The following is a 25,777-nucleotide window of genomic DNA, read 5'->3' as shown; positions in this document are numbered from 1 at the left end:
ATAAACGCGCTACCCGCGAACTCGACGGCATTTATTTTTAAGAAAATCTGTTTCTTCTGCCGTTACAACTAAAGAGCGCTGCTCAGCACACAGGTAAGCTGTGACTTCACCTTCAAAACTGCTGTCAATGGCGCTTGCAATTTTAGCTAATGAGCCAGCTACCGTGTTATCCAGTTGAAATTGATGTTTAATGACAAAGTCTTGTTCAAGGTTCCAAATCAGCTGCATACCTTCCGCTTGAGCATACTGTGAAATAGCCTCGCGAAGGGTGTTGCCTTCTTCGAAGGTGCGATATTTGTGCTCGCCAGTCCAGTTCTTTTCAACAGGACGTGTTTGACTGGACATCTTTGCTAACTTGCTGTCTAGATTAGGATCTACACCGGCAATATCGAGCACGAAATCGCCCTGCTCATCTTCTAGTGGGTCCGTTGAAGACATACGAAAGTCGCGATAGAACTCGCTGAGCCCTTTTGATACTGATTTCTCTTCTTTTTGTGACGCGGGTGTAGGTGAATCTTCTTGCGTCTGAAGCATATAAATTAGTACGCCTGCAGCAATAACAAGCACTACCGCGATGCCAATTTGCTTTGCCCAAAATGAAGAGCTTGAATAACTCGTCTGTCCCATAACCTACCAAACTGTGACTACACCTAAACTCGAACTAAGCTGATTTATCTCTGCTCGAATCTATCCTAATTGCTATACTTTAGCCGAACCTGCTCTAAATTGCCTTTATCCTATTTATCTATTTTTATAAGAGCAAACTGGTTGTGACCAATCACGGTATACACAATGATTATGCTCTTTGGTCACGTGCTGCCGTTTATAAAGGCCCATCTTCTGCGAGTTGCTGGCAGATCGGCCGCTCTAATCATAGTTAACCGCTGTACACCCTTTCCGCTAGAGTGACTTTCAAATTGGCGTTTACAATGATTTATAAAGCGATTCTGGATTACTCTCAGGGCGCGTCTTGAAACGCTTGTGCATCCATAAGTAGCTCTCTGGCTGCTCTTTCACAGCGCTATCAACGTGCTGATTTAAAAGTGTTAAAGCCTCAGCGTCTTCCATTGCGCCAAGTTCAGAAAGTGGTGGAAATATCTTTATTTTATAGCCACGTGTAGTGTATTGAGACGTGATGATCATAGGCTCGGAATTGGTTCGCCTAATAAACATTAGCGTTGCCGTTGTCGTAGCTGTCTCTTTCACGCCACCAAACGGCACAAAAATGCTCTGTCTGGGGCCATAATCTTGGTCGGGCAGATACAGACATAGCTCTTTATCATCAAGTGCTGCGATAAGTGCCTTAGCATTGCGTTTATCAATCATGTACTTATTAGAGCGATTGCGTCCGTGATACTGAAGATAATCTACCAGCGGGTTGTTGTGTTTTCTGTAAAAGGCAATACTTGGATGGTAAAAGCCAATGCCGCGACACGCAAACTCTAGGTTCATATTGTGTAACGCCATACCAAAAACGCCCTTGCCTTTAGCTAGAGCTGCTTCCACGTGCTCGGTGCCTTCGATTTCAATAGCTCGCTTAACTCGCCAGTCAGGCCACCACCAACCCATGGCAGTTTCGAACAGTGCCATACCCGTTCTGCGTATGTTTTCTTTGTAAAGTGCCTCAATTTCACTTTCTGACAATGACGGGTTCCAAAGCTGTAAGTTTCGCTTGGCAACTTTCGCCCGCTTAGGAACTACTAACGCGATCAACTTTCCCGCGCCGCCTCCTATGATGCGGATAACAGGTAAAGGTAGCCAAGTAATTGCATATAAGATAAAAACGCCCAACCAAACGGGCCAAAATTTAGGGCCAAGAAATGCCAATTTAAACTTAGGAGCTTTAATTGCCGCCGCCAATGTATCTTTCCTAGTAAGTGAAGTGGGCGGCATTGTAGCAGAAGGTTTTTAGATGGGCTAATTGGGTAAGTTGATCAACAGGATGATTGGGGTAAAAGGCGTGAGGACAAACATAAGGCAGGCAGTGACGGGATTACATTATCCGCTAAACATCACCACCTAGCCTTTGGGTCTGCACGACCGTTTGTTATCTTGCTGTGGCAAAAATGAAAGGAACTGTAACTCAGTACTCTTTGTCTATCTGCTTTAGTTTCTTTTCAAAAGATTCGTACTGCTCTTTTGAATCATAATCAAAGTGATACTGATTATGAAAACCAAACTGAAGCTTTACGTTAACGTCTTCGATGTACAGCGTGTACCCGTCGTGGTCAGTAAACGCTGTTATTCCGTTAAGCTTATACTGTTCGTTCTCTTTTGCCCCATGTTGGCGAATCTTATCGAATACTTGGAGTAAGAACTTGCTGTCTAATTCGTTTTTCATCGTAAATCCATAGTTGTGAATTTACTTATTTTTACATCAGCAAACGGGTTTTGGATTTAAAATACTAAAGATCAATTGAAGTTGTATCTGAAACCAACGTTAAGCATATTTGTAGAAAAGCTGTCTTCACCGCTCATGTGAACATATTCTAAGCGAATCATAGATCTGATGCCGACATAATAGTCAAACCCTAAACCAGCGATCCCAGCTGCAATGCTTTTAGAAGCTCGGCATTGCGTAACTACACCAGCGTCAGAACATTCTGAAGAAAGATCTACATCTACTTTAGCAACACCTAGTTTGTAGAACAACTCCCCTGTACCACCACTCGCCTTACCTAAGAGCGCAAGATAGAGGGCATCGCCTTTGTTTTCGCTCTCATTTTTTGCATAGTCAAAAAGACTGATATAGCCAGCTTCCGCATACCACTGTCTATGTATTTGTTTACCAAAGGCAAGGCTGTAAGCAAATTCGCTATCGCTTGTGGTTGACGTTTCGAAGTTGTTATAAGCTCCCGTAGCTAATCCATAAGTTTTAGGTGCAGCAGTCGCTTGAGAAACTCCAAGCGCCATCGCACCAAGCATCCATAAAAACCGATTCATCTATTTTTTTCCCTCAAAAATAGTACTCTAGTGAAAATTGTATATGGTCATCTCTTCTTAAGAAAAAGAAGGGGTCATCTTGGTCATCAGATGAGAAAAAATAACCATCTAACGTCCATCGCCAGTTCGCTGACAATCTACTACTTGCTTCTATATAGGCCGAGTACGTTGACGTAGCATCTAAGTCTTGCACGAACCCTACAAGTATCTCACTCCCAGCAATATCATTAGCCATAATACGCAAACCAAGCATCATATCGTTTTGAGCTATAGCAAAGAAATTATCGTCTCGCTCATCATATTGATACTCTGCTAAATAACCAAGCCCATACCTACTGCCAAATACACCTTCCTGAGTGTACTCGAAACCCGCAACCAGTGCCGCAAAGTCTTCAGACTGCCCCTGTCTATAAATACTTTCCATTTTGAGTAGCCATGCTCCGCTAACCTTAAGTAAATCTACACCTACTTGTTCTATCTGAGCATAATATGGGTTTATGGACAGTTCTCCTGAATCGGAAATTTGCGTAATTAATTCAGGCTCCCTTGTGGTACCAGAGAAATACGAAAGTCCTACTTCCCAGTCATCGATCGAAGATTGCCACCTAAGTGCGTAATCAAGGTTACTCTCTTCACTTGATGATTCGTAAATAGCATCTGAAATCGCCAATGGCGGTCGAAGCCTTCCCTCTGTACTTTGAAACGTTCGCTCGCGGAAATAGGGTAAAACGAAAACCGAAAAATTTCCGTATTCTGTAAAATATGAAACGTTCACCATAGGTTGGCCTAACTTGGCTTCACCATCTACAGACTCTACCGAATCGGTTTGGTTGATAATGTCCACCAGGTGCACAGACTCAGTTTGCCCCCAAAACACCTTACCTATGCCAACCTTAGTTTCCCAAGTATCTCTGTAATGCGCCCACTGCAATTCTCTAATATCGCCATGTGTGCGTTCACTATCGTGCTCATCCACACGATAAAAAGGATTGAAAATTAGCGTATCTTGGCCATCGTTGAACTCAGCATAGATTTCGGGAGAAAGATAAGCAGAAGCATACGTACGCTCTTGCTGTGGATACAACGAATCCTGCAAATAATAACGCAAATCAAGGCCCGCAGAGCCGGTGAATTCCGCAGAATTGGCAAAAGAGGTAAAGTTGACAATTAGTGACAGTGCAACCGCTTTTCTAATCATCGAACTCTCTTTAATCTGTTTTTGTCGAAGTCACTTTCTTGTAAATCTGTGTCAAAAGTTAATTCTTCGGTAATCAAAGACGTCGACTTTTTAGTTTGTACATTTCGCATCAAGCTTTTCATAGGGCGCCAAAATTTGTTTTTGTATTGTTTGTAATCTGATAAATAAAGCGTTTTTAACAAGGACTCTTTGCGGTCGAAAAACTCAACTTTCTGAACACGATAATGTGATTTATCTATCCAAACTTTTTGATAAGAGTATCCTGAGAAATCATATTCTGGAACCTGCTTTAAAACGAAACAGGCCTCCCCATTTACTTCTTCCTCTCCCAAGAATGTGTACGAAAACTTTTCCACTTCGTACGATGTCATATCTTCAAAGGCAAACTCACTACCTACGAAAGGGCCGCTTTTGCTTTGCGACGATATGCGCTTTACACGCTTCAACGCTGGCAAGAATATCCATTGTTCATCAGCTTCAAGAGCATGCGAGAAACTTAAAAATGCAGTACCCTTTACATCTCTAGGGGATTCAAAAACGGTAAGTGCTTTATCTCCGTCATCTTTTACTTCCAGAGACTTAACTTCAAGTTTTCTCGTCGCTTCTTTTCCCTGCGAATTTTTCAAAAGCATCAGAACTTTTGCCTCATTAGCCCCCCAACCAGTATCTCTAGCCTTGCGCTCTTTAGCTATAGCGATAGCCTTTTCATCACCTTTTATCTCTGAAGCTAAACCGTAGTTAGCGGTACAACTTAATGCTGTAATCAACACTATTCGTGAGAGAATATTCATATTAAGACTCCTTCTGGGCCGTTCTAGTGTCCTCTAGCCATGCGAGCAAAGCAGGCAGGAAGACAAAATCAACAATCAATGCGGCCACGATAATAATGATTGTCAGCATACCCATATGCGCATTTAAGACAAAGCTTGATGATGCTAACACGGCAAACCCTAAGGTAAGGACAATTGTCGTAGTCGTTAAAGCCATTCCCACAGTTTCAAAGGCATAAACGACACTTTCTTTTGCGCTTAAACCTTGCTCTCTAGCGGTCTGATATTTCGTCAAGAAGTGAACGGTATCATCTACTATTATTCCCATCGTCATACTAATAACGACAGAAAGTGCCATATTTATTTCACCTGAGATAATTCCCCATACTCCGAATCCTATCGCCGCAGGCAGTAGGTTTGTAACTAAACTTATGCCACCAAGCTTTATCGACCTCAAAGCAAATAAAATGAGTATGGAAATCAAGACAAGTGCGAAAACACTTCCCCACACCATGTTCTTCATATTTCGCTCACCGATGTGGGCAAACATCAACGGCGGGCTTGCTGCTTCAATTCTATAATCGTCCGACAGACTCGCAAAATAATCTTTTGCCTCTCTTTCAAGCGTCGTTATATCGCGACTCCCCAAGTTTTCAGTAAGTGCAATTATTCGCAGTGCTGACTTATCTATATCAATTTGGTTACCAAGGTCTAACCCAAATGGCAGAGACATTTCATACAATAATAAATACTGAGATGCGAGCTCGCCATCCGCGGGGATTACATTAAAGTTTTGGTCATCGCCATTCATGTTGCGGTTCAAGCGTTTAAGCGTATCGGTAAAAGTTAAAACGTGGTTAACTTCACTTCGCGCCCGTAACCATTTAGAAAATTCCTCTATCTGCTTTAAAAAGACAGGGTCGGTAACACCGTATGATTGGTCCGTGTAGATTACGAAGTCGATATTTGACATTCCACCAAGCTTTTCTTCGTTTACTTCTACAGCTTGTCTAAACGAACTACGTTCATCGAAATATTTAACCGCCACATCGTTTAAGACATTATTTGTAGCAAACAGGCTAGTTACCACAATGACGAGAAGCGAAATAGGCAGCAATATTCGATTGTGCCGATTAACTAAGGTTGCCCATTTAGAGAATACCGAATTGTTTACCGAAAGAGACGGCTTGAGAGGACGCAGGGTTAAAAGTGACGGTAATACCGTGAGTGAAAAAACACAAGCCAGCATTACACCAACAGCTGTCATGTTGCCTAAGTGGGAAAGAACGGGTACAGCAGAGAAATTTAGCATAACAAACCCTATAGCAGTAGTTATGCTGGTAATGAAAATAGGCTTTTTATTGACCTCAACACTCTTTTTAATTGCATCTTTATTAGCCAATCCTTGGTTTAGGTAGTACTTTACTCCGACTATAATATGAATACAGTCTGCAACGGCAAGTGTTGTAATCATAGTCGGCGCATTTACTGTGGCAGTGCTTAAATAAACTCCAAGCCAGCCTGTCAGACCTACAGTAATCGCTACAGAAAAAATCACTACCACTAATGTGAATACCGCGGCCCAAAGTGACTTTACGATCAAAGCAATCGCGATAAAAATTAGCAAAAACATTGAGGGTATTAATGTTTCAGCATCTTGCTGTGCAGCCACGGCAAACGCATCATTCATTATCACCATGCCATTCAAGAAGATGTCATGGTCGGGATATTTACTCTCAAAGTGAGATTTGATTTGTTTTGCAGCTTCGGCTATTTCAATTACTTGCTGGGTTTGATCGCCATCAGGTAACTGAATTGTCGTATCGATAACGGTAACATCTGTTGTTTTTGATATGAGTCGCCCGTAAACTTCGGGACTGCGAGAAAGCACTTGAGCGATGCTTGCAATACCTTCTTTGGAGAGCTTCTCTGCAGTAATCAAATCTTCAACTATTAAATCGCCTTCGTCATCAAAAGTGTTTTGATAATTCGATATTGATTCGACCCTTGTAGACAAAGGTAATTGCCACGCAGCTTCTGTTAATTCGTTTACTAGCGTAAGCGTGGAAGGTTTTAGTACTTGACCGTCGCTAGGCACTACCATAAAAGCAACATTTTCGCTTTTATTGAAAATGTTCTGCATTTCTTCAAATGCAAGCCGTTGTGGATCGTCAGGCTCGAAAAATACCTTATAGTCCCCGCGAAAATATAAGTTCTGAGCTCCGATGAGAGAAATGGCTGTGACCACTAGGACTAAAATTAGCGTTATGACAGGGAATCTTATTGCTACTGGCGCGATGCTAGGTGTGTGACTCATCACAGTATCCTTGGTTTTGTATAACGAAATTTTACATTTAAAACAGCAATTAACATAACCCACACAAAAATTTAATCATCAAAAATAACCGCACTTACGTATATCTTTTTGATGTACTGCATAGCGGTTTATCTGATAAGTCTATGATAAACAGCAACATTAACACTAATTAACGTTTAGATTAGCGATTTTTTTTGATCTTTTGTGAATAAGGTGTAGTATTAACTAAAACAACTGGTCAGATGAGCGGATGAGTTATTATGAGTATCAGAACTAGCTTAAAGAAAGTATTACCCCCAATTTCAATCACAGAACAAGAAGCCCTAGATGCGGGTGACGTATGGATTGAATCTTCTATCTATCAGGGTAAGCCTGACATGCAAGCGCTACGCGACATCCCTCAGGCGAAACTGAGCGCGGATGAGCAAGCATTCATGGATGGTCCAGTAACTGAATTGCTGAACATGATCGATGATTTTGAGCTTGGCAACGGCAAACACATTCCTCAAGAAGTGTTAGACTTCCTTGGTAAGAATCGTTTCTTCTCAATGATCATTCCAAAGAAATTTGGCGGTCTTGAGTTCAGCCCGTATGCAAACTCAACTATCGTAGCAACCATTGCAGCTAAAAGTGGTGCAATCGCGGTAACAGTTATGGTACCCAACTCGTTAGGCCCAGGTGAGCTTCTAATGCACTATGGTACAAACGAGCAGCAGGACTACTGGCTACCGCGCCTTGCGGACGGTCGCGACATCCCTTGTTTCGCGCTAACAAGCCCAGAGGCAGGTTCAGACGCAGGCGCTATTCCTGATGCGGCTATCGTTACCAAAGGCGAATATAACGGCGAAGAAGTACTTGGCTTACGCGTTAGCTGGGACAAGCGTTATATTACGCTTGCGCCGATTGCAACTGTACTTGGTCTAGCATTTAAAGTATTCGATCCAGACCAACTACTTGGCGACAAGTTAGAGCTAGGCATTACTTGTGCCCTTCTTCCTAAGTCGCACCCAGGTGTTGAGCTCGGTAATCGTCATGACCCAATGGGCGTACGTTTCTACAACGGTACTACTCGTGGTCAAGACGTATTCATCCCAATGGACTTCATCATTGGTGGTCAAAAGAACATCGGTCGTGGCTGGCAGATGCTTGTTAGCTGTCTAGGTGCAGGACGTGGTATTTCACTTCCGGCAATGGGTGTAGCTACAGCGCAATCTGCGTTTAAAGGCACAGTTGAATATTCTTTCGTACGTGAGCAGTTTGGTCTTCCAATTGGTCGCTTCGAAGGCATTCAAGAGAAAATGGCAGACATCGCAGGCAAGACATTCCTACTTGAAGCGATGCGTGTTCTAACAACTGAAGGTCTAGGCCTTGGCGTGAAGCCGTCAGTAGTAACGGCAATTGCGAAGTATCACATGACCGAACTTGGTCGTGACGTTATGAACTCTGCGATGGATATCCAGGCAGGTAAAGCGATTCAGCGCGGTCCTCAGAATACATTAGCAGGCGGTTATGCTGCACTTCCTATCGCAATCACGGTAGAAGGCGCGAACATTCTTACTCGTAACCTAATGATCTTTGGCCAAGGTGCAATGCGTTGTCACCCTTACCTTAAGGACATGGTTGACCTAATCCACAGCAACGAGAGCTCAGCAGATGCAGAGTTCAACAAGGTACTTCGTAAGACCGTTGGTTTCAGCGTTAAAAATGCGTTCCGTAGCTTAGGTAAAGGCTACCTTCCTTTCCTACGTGAAAGCGAGTCTGCATTACCTGAAGTTCGTAAATACGAGAAGCGTGTAAACAGCATCTCTGCAAAGCTAGCGCCCCTTGCTGACTTGTCACTAGCGGTACTTGGCGGTGACCTTAAGAAAGCAGAGCTTCTATCAGCACGTCTAGGTGACGTAATGAGCTATCTATATGGTGCGATGGCGGCGATTCGTTTCTACGAGCAGCGCATTGAAGACAGAAAGCTTGCACTTCCGTATTTCGAATACGCTATGCAGTGGTCTCTTCAGCAAGCTGATCAGGCAATTGTTAACTTCATCAACAATTTCCCGAATACAGCGACACGCGGACTAATGCGTCTACTTACTAATACTTACACTAACAGTGTATCAGGTATTAGCGATGACTTAGTACGCGAGCTGTCTATTGCGTCGATGCAAGATAACAGCGTGAAAGCGCAGCTAACACACCTCGTACGTGTTAGCCCTGGTGATGGTAACGACATTAACGAGCAAGCGTTTAAAGCGAAGCACGCGGTAGCGCATCTTCTAGGTAAAGTGCAAAAAGCACTTCGCAAAGAGCCTGTTGTACCGTTTATTTCTTTCGAACACGCACTTAACAAGCTACAAGAGAAAGGCGTTGTAACTGCTGATGAAGCCGCTAAGCTTCACGACTACAACGAGAAGCGTAAGCTAGCAGTTCGTGTAGACGAGTACACCTTTGATATGGAACTTGTTCCTGCGTCACAAACGCTCAAAGCTATTGATGGCGGTCAAAACGCCGCATAAGCATTTAGCCAAAAGCTTAATGAATATAAAGCCCCGTCAGTCGATGGGGCTTTTTTTATGTTATTTGCCATTTCTTTTCATTGTTCGTTTTGTGCTCTACCATTAAGGGGATAGGATAATCGCTGAAAGGATCGCACAGTGAAAAGAAAGTGTAAGTTTCCTGCTCCAACCGCTAAGAAACTTTTTCTTCTTTTTATTACACTTCTATTCTCACCGCTCAACGACGTTGCGGAACACGAGGCTTCGCATTTTGTCATTGGTGAGTTAAATCATCCGCGCGTAAATAATTTTTATAAACCTCTGATTGAACGAGCTTATCGCAGTATTGGAATTGAAGTAACTTTCGAAAAAGTTGGAGGGGAACGCGGCCTGCGGCTTTTAGCTCAAGGTATGACGGATGCAGACGTCGTTCGTTTTGATGTTGTTGCTCAGCATGATAACAATATCGTGATTGTTCCTCCCGCGCTTTCTCATGGCGCATCTTTTCTGCTTTGTATCAGAGGAGCGAAATGTAGTAAGAGTGTTATTGAAAATCCTGACAACGCCATAGCAGCTACCACACGTTTTTTCTTTAATATAGGTAAGCAATCCCGTGCGTTAAAAGCCAATATATTTGAATTTGATGACTTCCACCATGTTATCGATCTGCTGCTCAGCGGGCGCTTTGATTACGCTATTATGCCAAGTGATCACACTGAAGAAGACATTTTCAGACGGTCAGGAATAGAGTTTATTCCCCTCGTCGAACATAAAATTGTGCATGTAATACACAAAAAACATAGTCACTTAATTGACGATTTATCAGAAGCTATTGCAAGAGAGCTCGCACTTTTAGGTCAACAACAAAACTAAAAAAACGCCCACTTCGAGAAGTGGGCGTTTCACTATTGTGTATACGCTAACGTACTTTCGCGTTAAAACACGTGTTATTAGTCAAACATATACTTTAGAGAAAGCACTGTTGTACGACCGTTAAGAGGACGTGCTCGAACATAACTACCCACTGCCGCAGAACCTTCTTCTGACTCAGTAATGATGAACTCATCAGTCGCATTGTTCATGTTAAGTGACACTGAGAACTGATCGTTAACCCAGTAGGTAGCAAACAAGTTTACAAGCGTGTAGCCATCTTGCTTCAGGTCATTATTGTCTTGCACGAAGTACTCAGTAGAGCCTTGTAGTGAAGCGCCAACAGACCAAGTGTCAGTTACGTACTCAGGCGTAATTGTCCAAATCCAATCCGCTTGACGGCGAGGCGTGTTACCAACCAATGCAGGGTTATTAACGTCGTCACTAATCTCAGCGTCAGTCCATGTTAAGTTACCTGACATCACAAAGTTGTCAGTTGCATTCCAACGACCTTCTAGCTCAAGACCAGTTGCTTCGTATTCACGCATGAAAGTTAGACCACTTGTTACTTCTGCTTGCGTATCTTCAGTAACAGTATCAAACAAAGTAGCGTTAACCATTAGGTCTTTAGTACCGTACTTGTAACCAATTTCGAACTGCTTGGTTGTGTCGTAACCTGAAGTTGTGCTTGTTAGGCTACCATCCGCGTTCAACGTACCGCCAATTTGAAGTAGGCGGTCAGCAATGGCACGGCCACCTTTAGAGTAACGAGCGAAGAACGTTTGGCTATCGCTCAGTAGGTATGAGCCACCAATTGAGTAAGATGTGTTATTTGCACTGTAATCTACGATTTGAGACGCCGCACCAGCACGGTTTAGGTTGATTACACCACCGCGGATAAAGCCGCTATTAGTTGCAGAAGCATCTTCAATTTGTTCAATTACACCGTTACCGTTTAGGTCGAAATCAGCATTACCACCACAGCAAGAGCTAATAAGCTCGCCAGAAGCTTCTGTGGTATCGTGACGTACCGACGCATCAATTAGAATGTTGTCCGATAACTCAAAGCCAACGTTCATGTAAGGTGCTTTAGTCACATAATTAAGGTCCCATTCCCAAGAAAGGAAGCTTGCCGACAGTAGACCATCAGACACTAGCTCAACACCGTCTGCATCTGTAATAGTAAGCAACTGAGAGTTGTCACCATCAAGTGTTTGAATAAACGTCTGCCAGCTTGACCAGCTTGTAGCGATGTCTTGATTTGAGTAGTAGTAACCTACTGTTAGGTCGATACCGTTATCAAATTCTTTACGCAAGCTGAAATCGTTGATCATGTTGCCAAGGTCGTTAATTCGCGTGTCAAACTGAAGATTTGTAAATGCTTGACCCGCATACACTTCACCTGCGCCAGGGCCGTTGGCTAATACTACGCTTGTGCTGTCACAATTTAGCGCATTGCCATCACCGTCGGTTGCACCAGCGCAAAGTGCTGAAGCAAAGTTTGAAACATCGCCTGGGCCTGCAGGGAAACCATCAGTGAACGGCGCGATGAAGCCACCAGAAATGTCTGAAATACGGAATTTGTTTAATAAGAACAAGTTCTCAGCCACTTCCAGGTCTACTTCTACACCAAATGAGTTTACTTTTGACTCGATGCCGTCGCGAACGTCACGGTTTTCTGGGTTACCGAAGCTGTCGAAAGTAGAAATATTCGTGTTGTAAGCTGAATTCAGTGCTTGCGAGCTTGCATCGTAACCTGGAACTGGGCCATATTCGCCATCACCTTTAACGAGTACTGGTGAAGGAAGATACGTCGACACTTTGTCATCTAAGTTCTTGTAGAAGAAACGAATGTGACCGTTGTCTAGCATCTTTGTGATATTAAATTTAACCTGACCGCCTTGGTCACCATTGTAACCAGTTTCACGAGGACCTTCACCGCCACGAGCGAAACCTGCAATATGGTAATATAGGTCGTCAGTGATTTCGCCACCGTAGCGGAAATCTAAACGAAACTCTTCATAGTCAACACCGAATGATGTACCGATAGCACCACCAGCCACTTCACCAGTGTTGCTGATCATGTTGATTACACCGCCAGGCGAGTTACTTGCAAACGTTGATGCTGAACCACCACGTACAGCTTCTACATTAGCTACAGACCAGTCGTAGCGTAGGAAGTTGTCTGCATTACCGAAGTTGATGTCACCATATTCCAACACAGGTAGGCCATCTTCATGTAGTTGCAAGAACTTTGAGCCACCTGTAGCAAGTGGAATACCACGAATAGTTATGTTTGCATTACCGCCACCACCCGATGATTCAGCACGAATACCAGGCAGTGCACGGAAAACTTCAGCGGTAGAACGTGGTGCCAGTTTAAGAATGTCTTCCTCGTCAAACGCGCTTACAGAAACACTTGCTTCCTGCATAGTTGCGCCACCAGGTGCAGCAGTCACAACGATCTGTTCAAACTTTTCTTTCGACTTTTTATCTGCGTCTGATGTCGCAGCTTCTTGAGCGACAGCCGCTCCAGAAAGCGCTGTGCAAACGGCAATAGTCAGTACGTTGAGTGTGTGATGTTTTTTCATGTTTTTCTCCGGCAATGTGTTGGAGTTGTTAAATCCTAAGTAGCCTATTTCCCTAGACTACTAGGGAGGAAGGCAACACAACAAGCTTAATCGATTAAGAATCTATAACAAAAAAACAACATTGTAAACAACCTGTGAAATATTTTTGCTATAGACTTTAGTGCGAAAGCTCTAGATGTTAACAATTTGAAGAGAATGGAGAGCTTCGAACTTTTTACCATGGTTTATCTGAGACAAACAAATATCGATTAAGTTAATTTAATCGTAGTGAAATACAATTTATAAAGCGCAGAGTTAGGTATTGATTTGCCGACAACGTTTATCGTATGAACTTTAGTTTTATTTAAAGCTATATGACCAAAGGCATACTATATTGCTATGGTTACCTACTGTGATGTTGAGACCTTTTGATCTTTGCGGTACATTTTTGAAGCTGCCTGCTTGCAGTGTAAATAAGATGGGGTTTAGTAACCTAGTGCTTCTAAATCAAAAATGTTCAACGCAGTAATAATGGCACGCAAGTGCTCCCAAAAGGAGCTAAGTTCGTAAGCTCGAGATCATTAGGCCCAAATGGAAAATAGTTAATAATTGTACTGCAGGGGTATCTACATCACTAACCCGCATTACGTGCACCAAAGGCATTATTTATAGGTTTCAACAGGTTGAGTATACAAAACGACTTTATCTCGAAGATTGAAATAGAGAGAGACACAACTGACATGCTGATAGGCAACAGCTTTATCGGCTTTTTAATGACTATTTTCGCCTTTTCGGGGCTCGTTTTCTTCTTTGATAACGATGATCCATCGACGTTCACACACAAGCTACAAGTGTGGGCTGCTATGGTAAGCGTTTGTGTAGCCCGTCTGATGGACTCTCTTTACTGGCGCGTCAAGTTAGCCGGAAAGCCCTATGATCCTCGCCCCGCGTTAATACGATTTTCCGTTGGTCTTTATATTACTGGAACGATTTGGGCGCTTTATTCTGTTCTTTTTTATCAGACTATGGCCACTATTGAGCTTGCGGCAACTATGGTGGTACTTGCAGCCATGGCTGGAGGCGCAGGAACAGTGCTATCACCAGATAAAAACCTTGTAGGGTTCTATTCAACAGCGCTTTTAGTGCCCATGTCATTGTGCGCAATTTTGGACGAGCAAGGCGATTTTTTTATTTTAGGTATTTTGGGCCTAGTTTTCTGGTTTGGTATCTTTATGAGTGCGTTTCGTTACAACAGGTTTTTTATAAGTACGCTACACCTTAAAGCGAAAAACAATAGCTTAGTGGAACAAATGAAGGTTGAACGTAGTGAAACAGAAAAAGTAAATCAACTGCTTGTAGCTTCTAACGAAAAACTTGACGCGTCAAATGCAAATCTTGAAGCCGAAGTTGAACGGCGAACCGCTGAACTCTACCGACTATCCAATAGAGACCCGTTAACTAATTTACTCAATCGAAATGGATTTTTAAAACACCTGAATAACTTACTCGACACTACCCGCGCGCTTGATAACTCATTGGCACTCTTATTCATCGACTTAGATGGATTTAAGCAGGTAAACGATAGTCTAGGCCATAAGGTCGGTGACATTGTACTAGCAGAAATTGCAGGCAGGTTACGTAACTACACAGAGGAAAACCTTCTTGGAAGGTGGGGCGGCGATGAATTTGTCTCCGTTATTCCCTACGCTAACATCGACACGGCTAAAGCGGTGGCCCATGCAATGCGCAGCGGCATCACCATTCCGATTATTGCTAACGATAACCAAATCACCCTTGATGCTACTATTGGCATCGCAATGTTTCCTGAACATGGCGAAACGGCTGTTGATTTGATTCAGCAGGCGGATTTAACTATGTACGATCAAAAACGCCAGCAGCGCGGCTCTATAGGCGTTTTCAGCGAAGCACTTCACGAGGATATAAAGCGAGAACAGCAACTATGCGAGCGACTTCGCGGTGCAATAGACAATGGCGAGTTTACCGTTTTTTATCAACCAATAATGGATGTCAATTCGAATACTCTCTCTTCTGTGGAAGCCTTACTTAGATGGAAGTTCGATGGCGAGCATATTTCACCTGCTGTGTTTATTCCCTTAGCCGAGCGCAGCGGGCTCATGCCTGAAATTGGAGCATGGGTATTGAATCGCGCACTTATAGACCTATCCCACTGGCAGTTTAAACAAGGCCTTGCAATATCTATTAACGTTTCAGTTTCTCAACTTCTTGATGATAGCTTTTTAAAAACGCTAGACAATGCACTTAAGTCTACACAGATTTCATCTGAGCGATTACATCTAGAGATTACCGAGAGTGTTTTCGCGAGCAATAAAGAAGTGGTAGGCGTGAAAGTCAATGAACTCGTGGCTAGAGGTATTAAAGTTTCCATAGATGATTTCGGCACTGGTTACTCATCGTTAAGCCGCCTACAATCTATGCCCTGTGATTTTATTAAAATTGACCGCTCTTTTGTACAGAATAGCTCTGAAGAGAGTGATACCATAATAAGAGCAACACTTTTAATGGCAAAAGAGTTTGGCTGTAAAACCATTGCAGAAGGGATCGAGACAGAGGAGCAAAGACAACACCTTGCTTTACTGGGAACTGATTACCTGCAAGGGTTTTATTTTGCTAAGCCTATGAATGCCAGTGATCTTATCTCTTGGTATAACGAAAATTATTAATCACCATGGCTCAACTTTATTTTTATTACTCTGCAATGAACGCAGGGAAGTCTACATCATTACTTCAATCAGCTTATAACTACCGTGAACGCGGCATGCATTCAGTCATTTATACCGCAGCACTTGATGATCGATACGGCGTAGGGAAAGTCACGTCTCGTATCGGCTTGCAAGCGGATGCCAAGCTATATGCAAAAGGCGATGATCTATTTGTCTCAATTAGCAGAGACTGCGAAGCGTTGAAGCCAGACTGCATATTTATTGACGAGGCACAATTCTTAACGAAAGCACAAGTAAAACAGCTGGTAGATGTAGTTGATGAACTTGATGTGCCGGTACTTGCCTATGGCCTACGCACCGACTTTTTGGGTGAAACCTTTGAAGGCAGTCACTATTTGCTGGCTTGGGCAGATAAGCTATCCGAACTAAAAACCGTTTGCCATTGCGGTAAAAAGGCAAGTTTCGTCGTCCGCTTAGATGAAAACGGAAACGCTGTAAAAAATGGCGATCAAGTTCAAATTGGCGGCAACGATACCTATGAGTCAATGTGTAGAAAACACTTTAAAACACTTGTTTGGGACTAGATTAACCTAACAACAACGACGGCAGTGTCCTTTGCTCGACTTTCCTTATGATAGTCGAGTTGTCCTTAATTAAGTCCTGTTCTTAAAAAGAAGTGGGTATTCCAAGTAACCTGCTTCTGTTCTGTCCGCATTTCTCGTGTATTGGTAAAATTAACCTCATCTCATTGAAAAAATTATACTTTACTGTGACTTCGGATAACTCTGCCCGTACTCGACCGCCCTTAAACAATTAAGTCATCGGCTTGCGTCGTTGCCAAACTACTACTATTGTTAAATTGCTGTAAAAAACGATTACATTAACACTCTCAGCAAGGTAGCCTTCATGAAGCATACACACACATTTAGACCTGCGTTAATAGCTATTTCCATAACCGCAGCCCTTAACAGTGGATCAACACTGGCGCAAAACACATCTGACGAAGAGCAAGTAGAAATTATTCAAGTCTCAGGTATTCGGGGCTCTTTAATGCGCGCCCAAGCGGTGAAAATGGACAACGATTCAATTGTTGAAGCCATATCTGCCGAAGACATAGGCAAGCTCCCAGACTCTTCAATCGCGGAATCGCTTGCCCGCTTGCCAGGCCTTTCAGGTGAACGAGTGGGTGGAAGAACATCAGGTATTTCTGTACGTGGTTTCAAAGAAGATTTTACCGGTACCTCGCTAAACGGCCGAGAGCTTATCGGTATTGGAGATAACCGTGGCGTAGAATATGACTTATACCCTGCTGAAATTATGACAGGTGCCACAATTTACAAAACTTCTGATGCTTCGCTTATCGTACAAGGTATTGGCGGTACCGTTGACCTTCAGACAGTACGCCCACTCGCAGCTCAAGAAACGCTTACCGTCACTGGTGTTTATGAGTTGGGTGGCAATGATTCGGATAACCCCGAGTTCGATAATAACGGAAACCGGTTTGCACTCTCGTTTGTGGAAAAGTTTGCAGACGACACAGTGGGCTTAGCCCTTGCTATTGCATCAACGGAATCCCCTAGAAATGAAAGAAAATACGGAGTATGGGGATACGGTGAAAACGACGACGGACAGGTTCTTCCCTTTGGCTTAGATACCCAAGCTATTAGCCGTGTATTGGAAAGGGACACTATTTCAGCCATTCTTCAATGGCGTCCAACTGATAGACTCGATATCGTATTTGATGCCCTTGATATTGATTATTCTGATTCAGGCGTTATTCGCGGTTTCATCGAACCTTTCGCAGCTGCTAACGTTTCCGGTAGCGGCATTAACAATTCAGGAACGCAAATAAACGCAAACCCAGTTTTACGGACGGATCCTGCACAAAAAGACGGCGAGCTTCAAACCTTTGGTTTAAACATCACTTATGATGTAAGTGATGATTGGTCTGTTACTTTAGATGTTGCTAACAGCGAGTCGAGTAAAAGAGACTTGCGTGGCGAATCTTACGCGGGTCTTGCTCGCTCGGGCGCGCTCAATGAGGGGCAGCTGGGTTCACGTCAGTTCCAAATGAGCGCAGACGGCATATTCTTTACTGACAGCAGCGGTCTAGATGCCTTCTCTGACCCTGCCCTACTCCAACTGGCCGGTCCTCAAGTATGGGGTGGTGGTATGGCTAACATCGCCGAGCAATTTGCCACCGACGCACTTCAAGCTAATGGCCAGCCCTACAGCTATTTTAATGCGCAAGACGGGTTCTTAAACTTCGCAGATTTTGAAGAAGAATTGACGACCGTGCGCTTCGAAGCGGTAGGCTATGTCGATTGGAGCATTTTTAATACTTTCACAGTTGGAGTGAATTACAGCGACAGGTACAAAGCGAAAGATAACAAAGGTTTCTTCGCCACTGCATCTTCTTATCCGTTTTCTGAAGCCATCCCCCAACAGTACCTGTATAACGGGCTTGCCGACCTTACGTGGGCAGGAATGGGGTATGTTGTGGCCTACGACGGTTTTGCCCCTTATAACGATGGTGAGTACACACTAAATGATGCCGGTCTGTTAGAGCCAGACCGACTGGGCGATACGTACACAGTCGATGAAGAAGTGACCACCTTGTATGCGCAATTGGACTTTGAGACCGAAGTTCAAGGGTTCAATGTAAAAGGGAATGTGGGAGCGCAATACGTGCAAACCGACCAGAGTTCATCTGGTTTCATCGGTATTGTCGGGCCCAACTTCGCTGTGTGTGATGATGACAGCAATGGTGTCGTCGATGCCGACTGCGTTATTACAGACGGCGACGATTATTCTCATTTCCTACCTAGTTTAAATGTGAGTGTGGAACTGGATGAAAACCGCTATTTACGGTTTGGCGCGTCTAAAACCATAAGCCGAGCCCGAATAGATCAAATGAAAGCATCAGGCTTTGTTAAATTCGATCAGAACATTGAACTTATTGCCACAGAAAACTCTGAAGCTGCGGTAAGAGAATTCGGTTCACCTTGGTCAAAATTCACTGGAAACCCTACGCTTCGCCCACTAGAAGCAAATAATTTTGACTTATCTTTTGAAAACTATTTCGATGAAGAGGGCTACATCTCCGTTGCGTTTTTCTATAAAGACCTGGTGAATTGGACTCGTGATGGCAATCAACTCATTGATTTCACAAACGACGCCACCAACGACGGTGCCAATTACTTTATTCCTGGATTTCATGACAGAGTGATAGACGTTGCTGGTAACTATGGTCCTCAAGATACGCCATACGAGGTGGGTGACTTGGTAACACCACCCGACCAGGGTTTCTATTCTTTCTTCGAAGACGGCCTTGAAGGAGAAATGAAGGGTATTGAACTGACAGCTAACGTTCCATTGAGAATGCTTGCAGATGAGTTGGACGGTTTTGGTATTGCCGCTTCGGCAACCATTTTGGATGCTGAACTTGAAGATGGTACCGCAATCCCTGGTCAATCAGATAATACCTATAGCATTACTGCATATTACGAAATGAATGGTTTTGAAATAAGAGTTGCAGCAACTGACCGTTCTGAGTTTCTCACATACCAGCGCGGAGGGTCTAACAAAATTGAGCCAGCGACTCGTGACGCTGTTACCCAAGTCGATGCACAAATTAGCTACGATTTTGCGGACAGCGGTATTGAATACTTAGAGGGGCTAAGAGTATCACTGCAAGGTGTTAACCTTACAGATGAGAAAGAGGAAACCATTGATGATGCAGGCATCGTCACGCTTCGTCGCGAGTTCGGCCCATCCTACATGCTGAATCTTAACTATGCTTTTTATTAAAAAGCAGGCGTGCTAGTTAAGAAAAAGAAAGTGGCGGTTTTTAACCGCCCTTCATCAACGCTTTAACTAGAAAGCAGCATCATTAAAAAACGAGAAAGCAATCACACGCGCTTGACCGCCTTCTCGTTTTTTACAAGATTTGTTTTATACCGTCTCTCCGACGCGAAGTTCGAAAGGCAATGTACTTTTGGTAGACACCAAATTGAGTAACGCTTTACAGGCTTCACTACCTTTACCGACACTCGACTGACATACGGTGGTAAGGTTAGGTCGAGTCCGCTCAGCTTCTTCAATACCATCAAAACCTGTTATTTTAAGTTCTTCTGGCACCTTTATTCCCATTTCTAATGCCAAGTGTAATAACTCCAACGCTATAATATCACTCATACATAAAACTACATTGGGTCTGGGCGAGCTAGTCAATACCTCTTTCGCCGCCTGCCTCGCGAAGTGTCTGTCACTTTCTGGAAGGTGCCAAATACGCTCATTGCTGACTGATATACTCTTTTCTGTTGCAGCCCTCAAATAACCGTCAAGCCTGCGGTGGGCAATTGAGCTGTCTACATCTATCAATGGATTATCATAAATACGACATGTAGAAGGCGAGTCTATAAGACGAAGGCCAAAAATTGCCACGTTATCACCTTCGTTTAGTGCATGAGACGCGACGCGATACGCTGCTTCCTCATTATCAATATTAATAGACGGCTTATCTTCAATGTCAAAATCAACAGTAACTACGGGTTTAGGCGATACCGCTAACTCAGTTACCAGATTACTATTACGAGGCTGCCCGTAGCAAATGAATCCATCAACAAAATCAACAACGTCAAGAATGCTGTCAGAGTCTCCTGCGTAAAGTAACAAGTGCTTACCATTTTCTTGGAGGGTAGAAGAAACGCCTTTGATAAAAGTACTGGCGACGGGATCACTTACCATATATGAAATGCTGTCGGCCAACACCAAAGCTACAATGTTTGACGTGCCTTTTCTTAGGATCTGCGCAGCTTTATTAGGGCCGCTATAACCAATCTTCTTACACTGCGCTAAAATCTCATCGCGTTTTGCTTTTGATAATTGGTCTGGGCGGTTAAATGCATTTGAAATAGTTGCAGTTGAAACGCCCAGCTGTTCAGCAACGTCTTTAAGGGTAAGTTTTGATTTGTTCATTAATAATTAACTCATTTAACGAAGCTTGTTACCCCATATTACGTGTCGAAGGGCCATAAACATTCGTTGTTACCACCCTTCGATTGTAACACCTTCTTAAACGTTTAACTTAAAAAAATTAACGTTTGATGTGAGTTTTATTTAAAAAATACAACACGACTTAATGTTAAGTCGCTTTTTCTGTTACCGCGTTCCGAAGATCTTGTCTCCAGCATCGCCTAATCCTGGCAATATATAACCCTTTTCATTCAATCTATCATCTATTGCGGCGGTAAAGATATCAACATCAGGGTGTGCTTCAACAACGGCTTTAATGCCTTCAGGCGCAGCAACAAGGAATAGTCCCATTATTCTTCGACAGCCTTTCTTTTTAAGAAGGTCGATTGTTGCAATTAAGGTACCACCTGTTGCCAGCATTGGGTCAACAATCAGTGCGGTACGTTCATCAATGTTTTTTACTACCTTGTCAAAATAGGCAACTGGCTGCAGTGTATCTTCATCACGGTACAGCCCTACTACACTAATCTTCGCATTTGGAATAAGTTCCAGTACGCCTTCAAGCATACCTAAGCCAGCACGAAGAATAGGGACAACAGTTATTTTCTTACCTTTAATTTGTCTTACTTCTACCTCATCCCCCGACCAACTTTTAATCGTCGCTCTTTCCGTAGGCAGTGTTCGCGTTGCTTCATAAGTCAGAAGGTTCCCTACTTCAGAGGCAAGCTCGCGAAAGTCTTTGCTGCTGATTTTTGCGTATCGCATAAGCCCTAGTTTGTGCGCAATAAGCGGATGGGTAATTTCGTGAACGGCCATGTAAGACTCCTTGTAATCGATTTAGCTATATTTTAACCCAGAAGTATTTTAGTTAAAGCGATTAGTCGTAAAAATATGTTTATTCAATGCTTTAAAACGCTACATCAACGCTAGACAGAGTGGATAAATGCGTTAACTTAGAGCGCAGGCTATAGCTACATTTCGTGGCGCAATATCTGATTTAGGCTACATACTTGGCTGGCAGCTTCAGGCAAATGCGTCACTTCATGCGCTGTCAGCGTTCACATGGAACTATCAGTTTTATATTGGTGAAGGCACGTGTCACATGGTACTAAACGACTTCTACAAAGATAATACCTTTCCAGTATCATCGCCTAGTCCATTTTATAATGAACAAAGTGCTAGGGGGATTTCCTTTAACGAATGGCTACACACATTCGCTACTTCACGCCGCTTTAGAGAAAATAGCGCGGCTTACTACCAATAAAATACGACGTGCGAACTTGTATTAAGAGTAATGAAAAACATGGCAAGTCCGATACCGTAAAGGTTGGATTTGCCATTCTTTGCGGTGCATTAATACCGCATAAAAATTAGCATGCGCTACTACCCTACTTGTAAAGTAGCACCATCTGGCATAGTCACTTCAATTTTCATGTTCCCGCCAACCGCAGCTAGATAAGCAGCAGCACGTTGAAGTGAAACGTCCTGAATGCGCTTTGATTCCAACTTGCTTACGCCTGAAGCCGTCACTGATAACGCCATTGCTACGACTTCCTGTTTAACTCTGTGCTGCTTTCTGATGTCACCTAGTGTGATTTCTTTCATTGTCTTTTACCGAGAATTTCGGGCATTAAAAAAGCCCAGATGGTGATACCTTCTGGGCTTTTGCAAAACGTTCTACCTGCAGTGCCCAGAAGCCAATACTTGCCCCTGAACACCGACGGTCAGGTGCAATCAGTAATTAAAATTATAAAAATAACCAGTTGAAACGTTTTGCATGATAATTCTCTTTTCACAATGTGCTTGTACAAACGGCCCTTTGCCGCAACTAAGCTAAATGTTGAGGCTTCGGTGCTTTTCAAAAATTCAGCAGCGGCCTTCTGTCACTTATCCTTAACCATACCATGTAGATAAGCAATAGCAATGACTTTCCAAAAAGGAAAGTGTCTAAAGCATGCTATGAGTGCGTGATTAGACAAGAAGTGCCTTTAAAAGGCTACGCTATCACCCACCGCCGCTTGCTTGAGTGATGCTAGAAAATTGGGGACCTGGTCGCTTCCTTCTTCAGGAGACCAGCTTGCAAAGCCTTTATCATCGGTGACTTCGTAAGGACCCTGTTTAACTTCCATGAAAATTACTGGGCTATGACACACCGTTGCGTGCCAGGTGTTAGGAGGAATCTCTACTCCGCAGGTCTCTCCACTGGCCGTTAGCGTTACTCTGTTTTCAACGTCGCCATCTTCGCTGAAAAATAGAATGTCTAACTCGCCCTCTACCACCATGAAGAACTCCCATTTATGAGACTGCACATGTCTGTGAGGCCGCACGTAGGAATCGGGCATCATTGCAATAAACAAACGCTGGACCATATCAGTATAAGATTTGTGAACGTTAAAATTTGCTCGCCGGCGAGGGCTTGTCTCGGCCGACTGCTTGAGCGTTTCAAATAATGCTTTATCAAAATACTGAATAGTGTCCAACGTCATGGTCCTGTCAATTATTGCGATAGTAGCCTAAAGCGTATCCCTCCTTCACGAAGCAATGCAAGCTTAAGTGATCAATAGCTCACCTAATGCAAGCTACCAAATCATCAAAGGCTCGCGACCTCTACCCACCCACCTTTTATATGCTTCACTTTTTTATCTTGGTGACAAAACACAGGAATTCTCCAGCCGTCCTCTCGCTGTTGTTCCAACCGACTGTCAGGCCAGGTGTAGGCTGCTTGAGAGCTAACTTTAACCCATTGCGTCTCAGATTTAGATGGTGCACGACCAAGTGCTTGCCACCCTTTGCTAAGAGTATTCACCTCCACACCTTTAGGGCTAAATCTGAGCATAGGCGATTGGTATTCATCCAAAACTACCATATGGTGATCACCTTGATAACTAACTCGAATTGCTCGTTCAGCGCCAGGGATCACTATGGCGCTCAAGTCAGCGATTGGCGACGACACATTATCTACGGTCACTAATGTGCGCTTTGCAGGTGGCGCCAAAGACTTAAAGTAACCGGAAATATCGCTACGCTCACCATTTAAAGCAATCGCTACATTCCACTTATCAAGGTGCTCATCTATTTTTTCAAGTCGTTTGTCATACCAGCCATAGTAATTATTCTTACTCACCTGCGACCATTTGGATTCCACCTTGTTGTCTGTCACCCACTCCGGCAAGGGCCTAGGCCCCGCGGTTTGCACCTTGTACCACATAGGGTGATCCCAATTCGCATAAACGCCGCTCGGCGTTATGCGAATAAAAGGTTCGCCATCGTTCCCAAGTACTTAAAGCTTTCCTTTGCCAGTAAATTCTATAAGGATTTCATTACCCAAGGGTGAGCTTTGAATTTGAGAAGTTATATTGGCGTTATGAGTGTTGGCGTTATCAATGACAGGCAGCCACTCACCCGCGACAGCAGAAGCGCCGTGGGCTGATGCATTTGCAGCTGTGAATAAGCCTGCACATAACACAGTGCTCATAAAGATTATTCGCTTAATCATGGCTATATTCTCCTACTGGCACATCGCCGAAAGTTCGCCTGTCACCGTAATAGCTTTTGATGCAGAAGGAACTATCTCGCCGCTTTCATTACGCGCATTAACAAAGAGCATGTAATCCCCTGGTGGAACCACCGCTTGCTGAGTTGGCATTTGAACAACAACGCGTCTGTCAGTTTTGCGTACAATAGGAAGTATTACGCTGCGCTGATCACCGTCAATCAAGTGAGTGATATTAGTACGTCTTATTAGCACTACCGACTCTACATTGGCATTCATGGCTGCTGTTGCCGCATCGGTATTTTTAAGGCCTACCGCAAAACGTTCTCCCACTGCGACAGTTTTGTTTCTTTTTCCGATGGCAGGACGGTCGCCAAACATATAAGAAGGTTTATAAATTTCAAAGGAAGGATCTCTTCCGTCGTTTGGAGAAAACCCTGGAAGCGTAACGCTATACGCATAAGCGGTGTTAATTGGTGCATGTCCACCAATTAATACACTGCCATCAGGCAACAATGCGGCGGAGTTGTGATAAGTACGCGGTCTATTTTGTTCAGCAACTTGCTCAAATGTTTCAGTTTCAGGATTAAATATTTCCGTTTTCAAGATGGGTTTACCTGTTCCAGGTAACACTACCTCATCTCTGTCCGCGCCCGATACGACTAAGACCTCACCAGTAGGCAATAGCACTCCTGTCCCATACCAGCGCCCCTGATTAAGACTCCCTGTTGAACGAGAGTCATAAAGCATTTTCTCGCCTTCAATAGTTACCGAGTCGATACGCGCTAAATTCGTCCCTAAATATAAACCTGGGCTTGTTGCTGCAACACCAGTCAATACACCACCAGCGGTAAGAAACTCAGCCTTACTGTATGTACCGTTCTCGTCAGGGGTGAGCGGCAGCATCATTTAAAACGTTGAGCCTCTAAATCCAGCACCAAGCAAGGCTTGTACATCAGCCAAACGATACGGGTCGTCGATTATAGGCGCCAACGCATCAAAAGGATTGGCAATAAACTCTTCCGTTAAACCAGTGAGCAAACCAGTTAACGACTCATCAGCTTGCGTGTTAGTCACATTGAGGAAGCTTGCCAAGTCAGAAATACCGGCTTCGCTCAAGTGGAGTGGAAGACCGGCAAAACCTAGGTCTGCCCATGTTTTCGACTGAGGATCATAAGCTGCTACTATGTTCCATAATGCCTGATCGTAGCTTTGACCAAATGGGTTAAATGCCTGCCCGCCACCGTTGTAAAACACATGACCGTTAGGTAGAAGATGTAATCTTGGATAGAGAGGCAACGAACGCTCGGCCAGTGGGCCGTTATCGCTCCATTCTCCGCACGATGTGTCGTAGGTTTCGGTAACAGTAACATTGCGACCTGAAGTTTCAGGGCGGGTTAAATAAACCGGCTTCACCAGCTTGGTTACGCCACTTGCAACCAGCACGT

Annotated in this window: 21 protein-coding genes; 5 read left to right on the top strand and 16 right to left on the bottom strand. The window is 43.7% G+C overall.

The features are described from left to right. Positions 1-9 precede the first annotated feature (9 nt). From AC27KT_RS06230 to AC27KT_RS06200, 7 genes are all read right to left on the bottom strand, one after another. On the bottom strand, positions 10-627 hold the full coding sequence (locus AC27KT_RS06230) for a TcpQ domain-containing protein (RefSeq protein ID WP_487128341.1): 618 nt from the start codon (positions 625-627) through the stop codon (positions 10-12). A 297-nt stretch (positions 628-924) separates the two neighbouring features. Then, the gene (gene lpxL / locus AC27KT_RS06225) at positions 925-1,860 is read right to left on the bottom strand and encodes an LpxL/LpxP family Kdo(2)-lipid IV(A) lauroyl/palmitoleoyl acyltransferase (protein ID WP_487128339.1); all 936 of its coding nucleotides are present in this window, start codon (positions 1,858-1,860) and stop codon (positions 925-927) included. 223 nt (positions 1,861-2,083) lie between these two features. Then, entirely contained in the window at positions 2,084-2,341 is a 258-nt protein-coding gene (locus AC27KT_RS06220) for a DUF3081 domain-containing protein (RefSeq protein WP_014999118.1), read from the bottom strand. 71 nt (positions 2,342-2,412) lie between these two features. Then, entirely contained in the window at positions 2,413-2,943 is a 531-nt protein-coding gene (locus AC27KT_RS06215; protein ID WP_487128337.1) for a hypothetical protein, read from the bottom strand. A 13-nt stretch (positions 2,944-2,956) separates the two neighbouring features. Further along, positions 2,957-4,141 carry a hypothetical protein gene (locus AC27KT_RS06210; RefSeq protein ID WP_487128335.1) on the bottom strand — a complete coding sequence of 395 codons (1,185 nt, stop codon included), beginning with the start codon at positions 4,139-4,141 and terminating at the stop codon, positions 2,957-2,959. Continuing rightward, a complete protein-coding gene (locus tag AC27KT_RS06205; RefSeq protein ID WP_487128333.1) occupies positions 4,138-4,908 on the bottom strand; it encodes an outer membrane lipoprotein-sorting protein in 771 nt (256 codons plus the stop codon). The genes AC27KT_RS06210 and AC27KT_RS06205 overlap by 4 nt, the downstream gene beginning before the upstream one ends. 25 nt (positions 4,909-4,933) lie before the next feature. After that, positions 4,934-7,228, bottom strand: a complete 2,295-nt coding sequence (locus AC27KT_RS06200; protein WP_487128331.1) for an efflux RND transporter permease subunit — start codon at positions 7,226-7,228, stop codon at positions 4,934-4,936. A gap of 260 nt (positions 7,229-7,488) precedes the next feature. Between AC27KT_RS06200 and AC27KT_RS06195 the strand changes: the two genes are divergently transcribed. Further along, complete coding sequence (locus AC27KT_RS06195) at positions 7,489-9,738, top strand: acyl-CoA dehydrogenase (protein WP_487128329.1); 2,250 nt, start codon at positions 7,489-7,491, stop codon at positions 9,736-9,738. A 138-nt stretch (positions 9,739-9,876) separates the two neighbouring features. Then, positions 9,877-10,590 (top strand): hypothetical protein, encoded by a 714-nt coding sequence (locus AC27KT_RS06190; RefSeq protein WP_487128328.1) that lies wholly within the window; start codon positions 9,877-9,879, stop codon positions 10,588-10,590. Between the two features lie 77 nt (positions 10,591-10,667). On the opposite strand, the gene AC27KT_RS06185 is transcribed toward AC27KT_RS06190, so the two are convergent. Further along, positions 10,668-13,178 (bottom strand): TonB-dependent receptor, encoded by a 2,511-nt coding sequence (locus AC27KT_RS06185; RefSeq protein WP_487128327.1) that lies wholly within the window; start codon positions 13,176-13,178, stop codon positions 10,668-10,670. 662 nt (positions 13,179-13,840) lie between these two features. On the opposite strand from AC27KT_RS06185, the gene AC27KT_RS06180 reads away from it, so the two are divergent. From AC27KT_RS06180 to AC27KT_RS06170, 3 genes are all read left to right on the top strand, one after another. Beyond that, positions 13,841-15,859, top strand: coding sequence for a putative bifunctional diguanylate cyclase/phosphodiesterase (locus AC27KT_RS06180; protein ID WP_487128326.1), 2,019 nt, complete (start codon positions 13,841-13,843; stop codon positions 15,857-15,859). A gap of 5 nt (positions 15,860-15,864) precedes the next feature. Further along, a complete protein-coding gene (locus tag AC27KT_RS06175; RefSeq protein ID WP_487128325.1) occupies positions 15,865-16,443 on the top strand; it encodes a thymidine kinase in 579 nt (192 codons plus the stop codon). 322 nt (positions 16,444-16,765) lie between these two features. Next, complete coding sequence (locus tag AC27KT_RS06170; RefSeq protein WP_487128324.1) at positions 16,766-19,669, top strand: TonB-dependent receptor; 2,904 nt, start codon at positions 16,766-16,768, stop codon at positions 19,667-19,669. A 144-nt stretch (positions 19,670-19,813) separates the two neighbouring features. Here the strand turns inward: AC27KT_RS06170 and AC27KT_RS06165 are convergent, their stop codons facing one another. The 8 genes from AC27KT_RS06165 to AC27KT_RS06130 form a co-directional block, all read right to left on the bottom strand. Beyond that, on the bottom strand, positions 19,814-20,839 hold the full coding sequence (locus AC27KT_RS06165) for a LacI family DNA-binding transcriptional regulator (protein WP_487128323.1): 1,026 nt from the start codon (positions 20,837-20,839) through the stop codon (positions 19,814-19,816). Between the two features lie 183 nt (positions 20,840-21,022). Then, positions 21,023-21,652 (bottom strand): uracil phosphoribosyltransferase, encoded by a 630-nt coding sequence (upp, locus tag AC27KT_RS06160; RefSeq protein ID WP_014950265.1) that lies wholly within the window; start codon positions 21,650-21,652, stop codon positions 21,023-21,025. A 567-nt stretch (positions 21,653-22,219) separates the two neighbouring features. Further along, positions 22,220-22,441 carry a helix-turn-helix domain-containing protein gene (locus AC27KT_RS06155; protein ID WP_014950268.1) on the bottom strand — a complete coding sequence of 74 codons (222 nt, stop codon included), beginning with the start codon at positions 22,439-22,441 and terminating at the stop codon, positions 22,220-22,222. Between the two features lie 383 nt (positions 22,442-22,824). Beyond that, complete coding sequence (locus AC27KT_RS06150; RefSeq protein WP_487128322.1) at positions 22,825-23,322, bottom strand: WbuC family cupin fold metalloprotein; 498 nt, start codon at positions 23,320-23,322, stop codon at positions 22,825-22,827. Between the two features lie 104 nt (positions 23,323-23,426). Further along, the gene (locus AC27KT_RS06145) at positions 23,427-24,044 is read right to left on the bottom strand and encodes a hypothetical protein (RefSeq protein WP_487128321.1); all 618 of its coding nucleotides are present in this window, start codon (positions 24,042-24,044) and stop codon (positions 23,427-23,429) included. A gap of 72 nt (positions 24,045-24,116) precedes the next feature. Continuing rightward, positions 24,117-24,332: a hypothetical protein gene (locus AC27KT_RS06140; RefSeq protein ID WP_487128320.1), complete on the bottom strand. Its 216-nt coding sequence runs from the start codon at positions 24,330-24,332 to the stop codon at positions 24,117-24,119. 12 nt (positions 24,333-24,344) lie between these two features. Continuing rightward, on the bottom strand, positions 24,345-25,238 hold the full coding sequence (locus tag AC27KT_RS06135; RefSeq protein ID WP_487128319.1) for a galactose oxidase early set domain-containing protein: 894 nt from the start codon (positions 25,236-25,238) through the stop codon (positions 24,345-24,347). Continuing rightward, positions 25,239-25,775 (bottom strand): hypothetical protein, encoded by a 537-nt coding sequence (locus AC27KT_RS06130; RefSeq protein WP_487128318.1) that lies wholly within the window; start codon positions 25,773-25,775, stop codon positions 25,239-25,241. Positions 25,776-25,777 lie beyond the last annotated feature (2 nt).

It is taken from the genome of Alteromonas sp. 5NW40-0090, assembly GCF_057552975.1.
The sequence above is the reverse complement of the archived record's forward strand: the minus strand, read 5'-3'. Positions and strand labels throughout refer to the sequence as shown.

Bases quoted from the DNA above. Each gene is read 5' to 3' on its own strand.
- AC27KT_RS06230 (WP_487128341.1), bottom strand. From the start codon at position 627: ATGGGACAGACGAGTTATTCAAGCTCTTCATTTTGGGCAAAGCAAATT.
- AC27KT_RS06220 (WP_014999118.1), bottom strand. From the start codon at position 2,341: ATGAAAAACGAATTAGACAGCAAGTTCTTACTCCAAGTATTCGATAAG.
- AC27KT_RS06215 (WP_487128337.1), bottom strand. From the start codon at position 2,943: ATGAATCGGTTTTTATGGATGCTTGGTGCGATGGCGCTTGGAGTTTCT.
- AC27KT_RS06210 (WP_487128335.1), bottom strand. From the start codon at position 4,141: ATGATTAGAAAAGCGGTTGCACTGTCACTAATTGTCAACTTTACCTCT.
- AC27KT_RS06200 (WP_487128331.1), bottom strand. From the start codon at position 7,228: ATGAGTCACACACCTAGCATCGCGCCAGTAGCAATAAGATTCCCTGTC.
- AC27KT_RS06195 (WP_487128329.1), top strand. From the start codon at position 7,489: ATGAGTATCAGAACTAGCTTAAAGAAAGTATTACCCCCAATTTCAATC.
- AC27KT_RS06185 (WP_487128327.1), bottom strand. From the start codon at position 13,178: ATGAAAAAACATCACACACTCAACGTACTGACTATTGCCGTTTGCACA.
- AC27KT_RS06175 (WP_487128325.1), top strand. From the start codon at position 15,865: ATGGCTCAACTTTATTTTTATTACTCTGCAATGAACGCAGGGAAGTCT.
- AC27KT_RS06170 (WP_487128324.1), top strand. From the start codon at position 16,766: ATGAAGCATACACACACATTTAGACCTGCGTTAATAGCTATTTCCATA.
- AC27KT_RS06165 (WP_487128323.1), bottom strand. From the start codon at position 20,839: ATGAACAAATCAAAACTTACCCTTAAAGACGTTGCTGAACAGCTGGGC.
- upp (WP_014950265.1), bottom strand. From the start codon at position 21,652: ATGGCCGTTCACGAAATTACCCATCCGCTTATTGCGCACAAACTAGGG.
- AC27KT_RS06155 (WP_014950268.1), bottom strand. From the start codon at position 22,441: ATGAAAGAAATCACACTAGGTGACATCAGAAAGCAGCACAGAGTTAAA.
- AC27KT_RS06150 (WP_487128322.1), bottom strand. From the start codon at position 23,322: ATGACGTTGGACACTATTCAGTATTTTGATAAAGCATTATTTGAAACG.
- AC27KT_RS06145 (WP_487128321.1), bottom strand. From the start codon at position 24,044: ATGTGGTACAAGGTGCAAACCGCGGGGCCTAGGCCCTTGCCGGAGTGG.
- AC27KT_RS06140 (WP_487128320.1), bottom strand. From the start codon at position 24,332: ATGATTAAGCGAATAATCTTTATGAGCACTGTGTTATGTGCAGGCTTA.
- AC27KT_RS06135 (WP_487128319.1), bottom strand. From the start codon at position 25,238: ATGATGCTGCCGCTCACCCCTGACGAGAACGGTACATACAGTAAGGCT.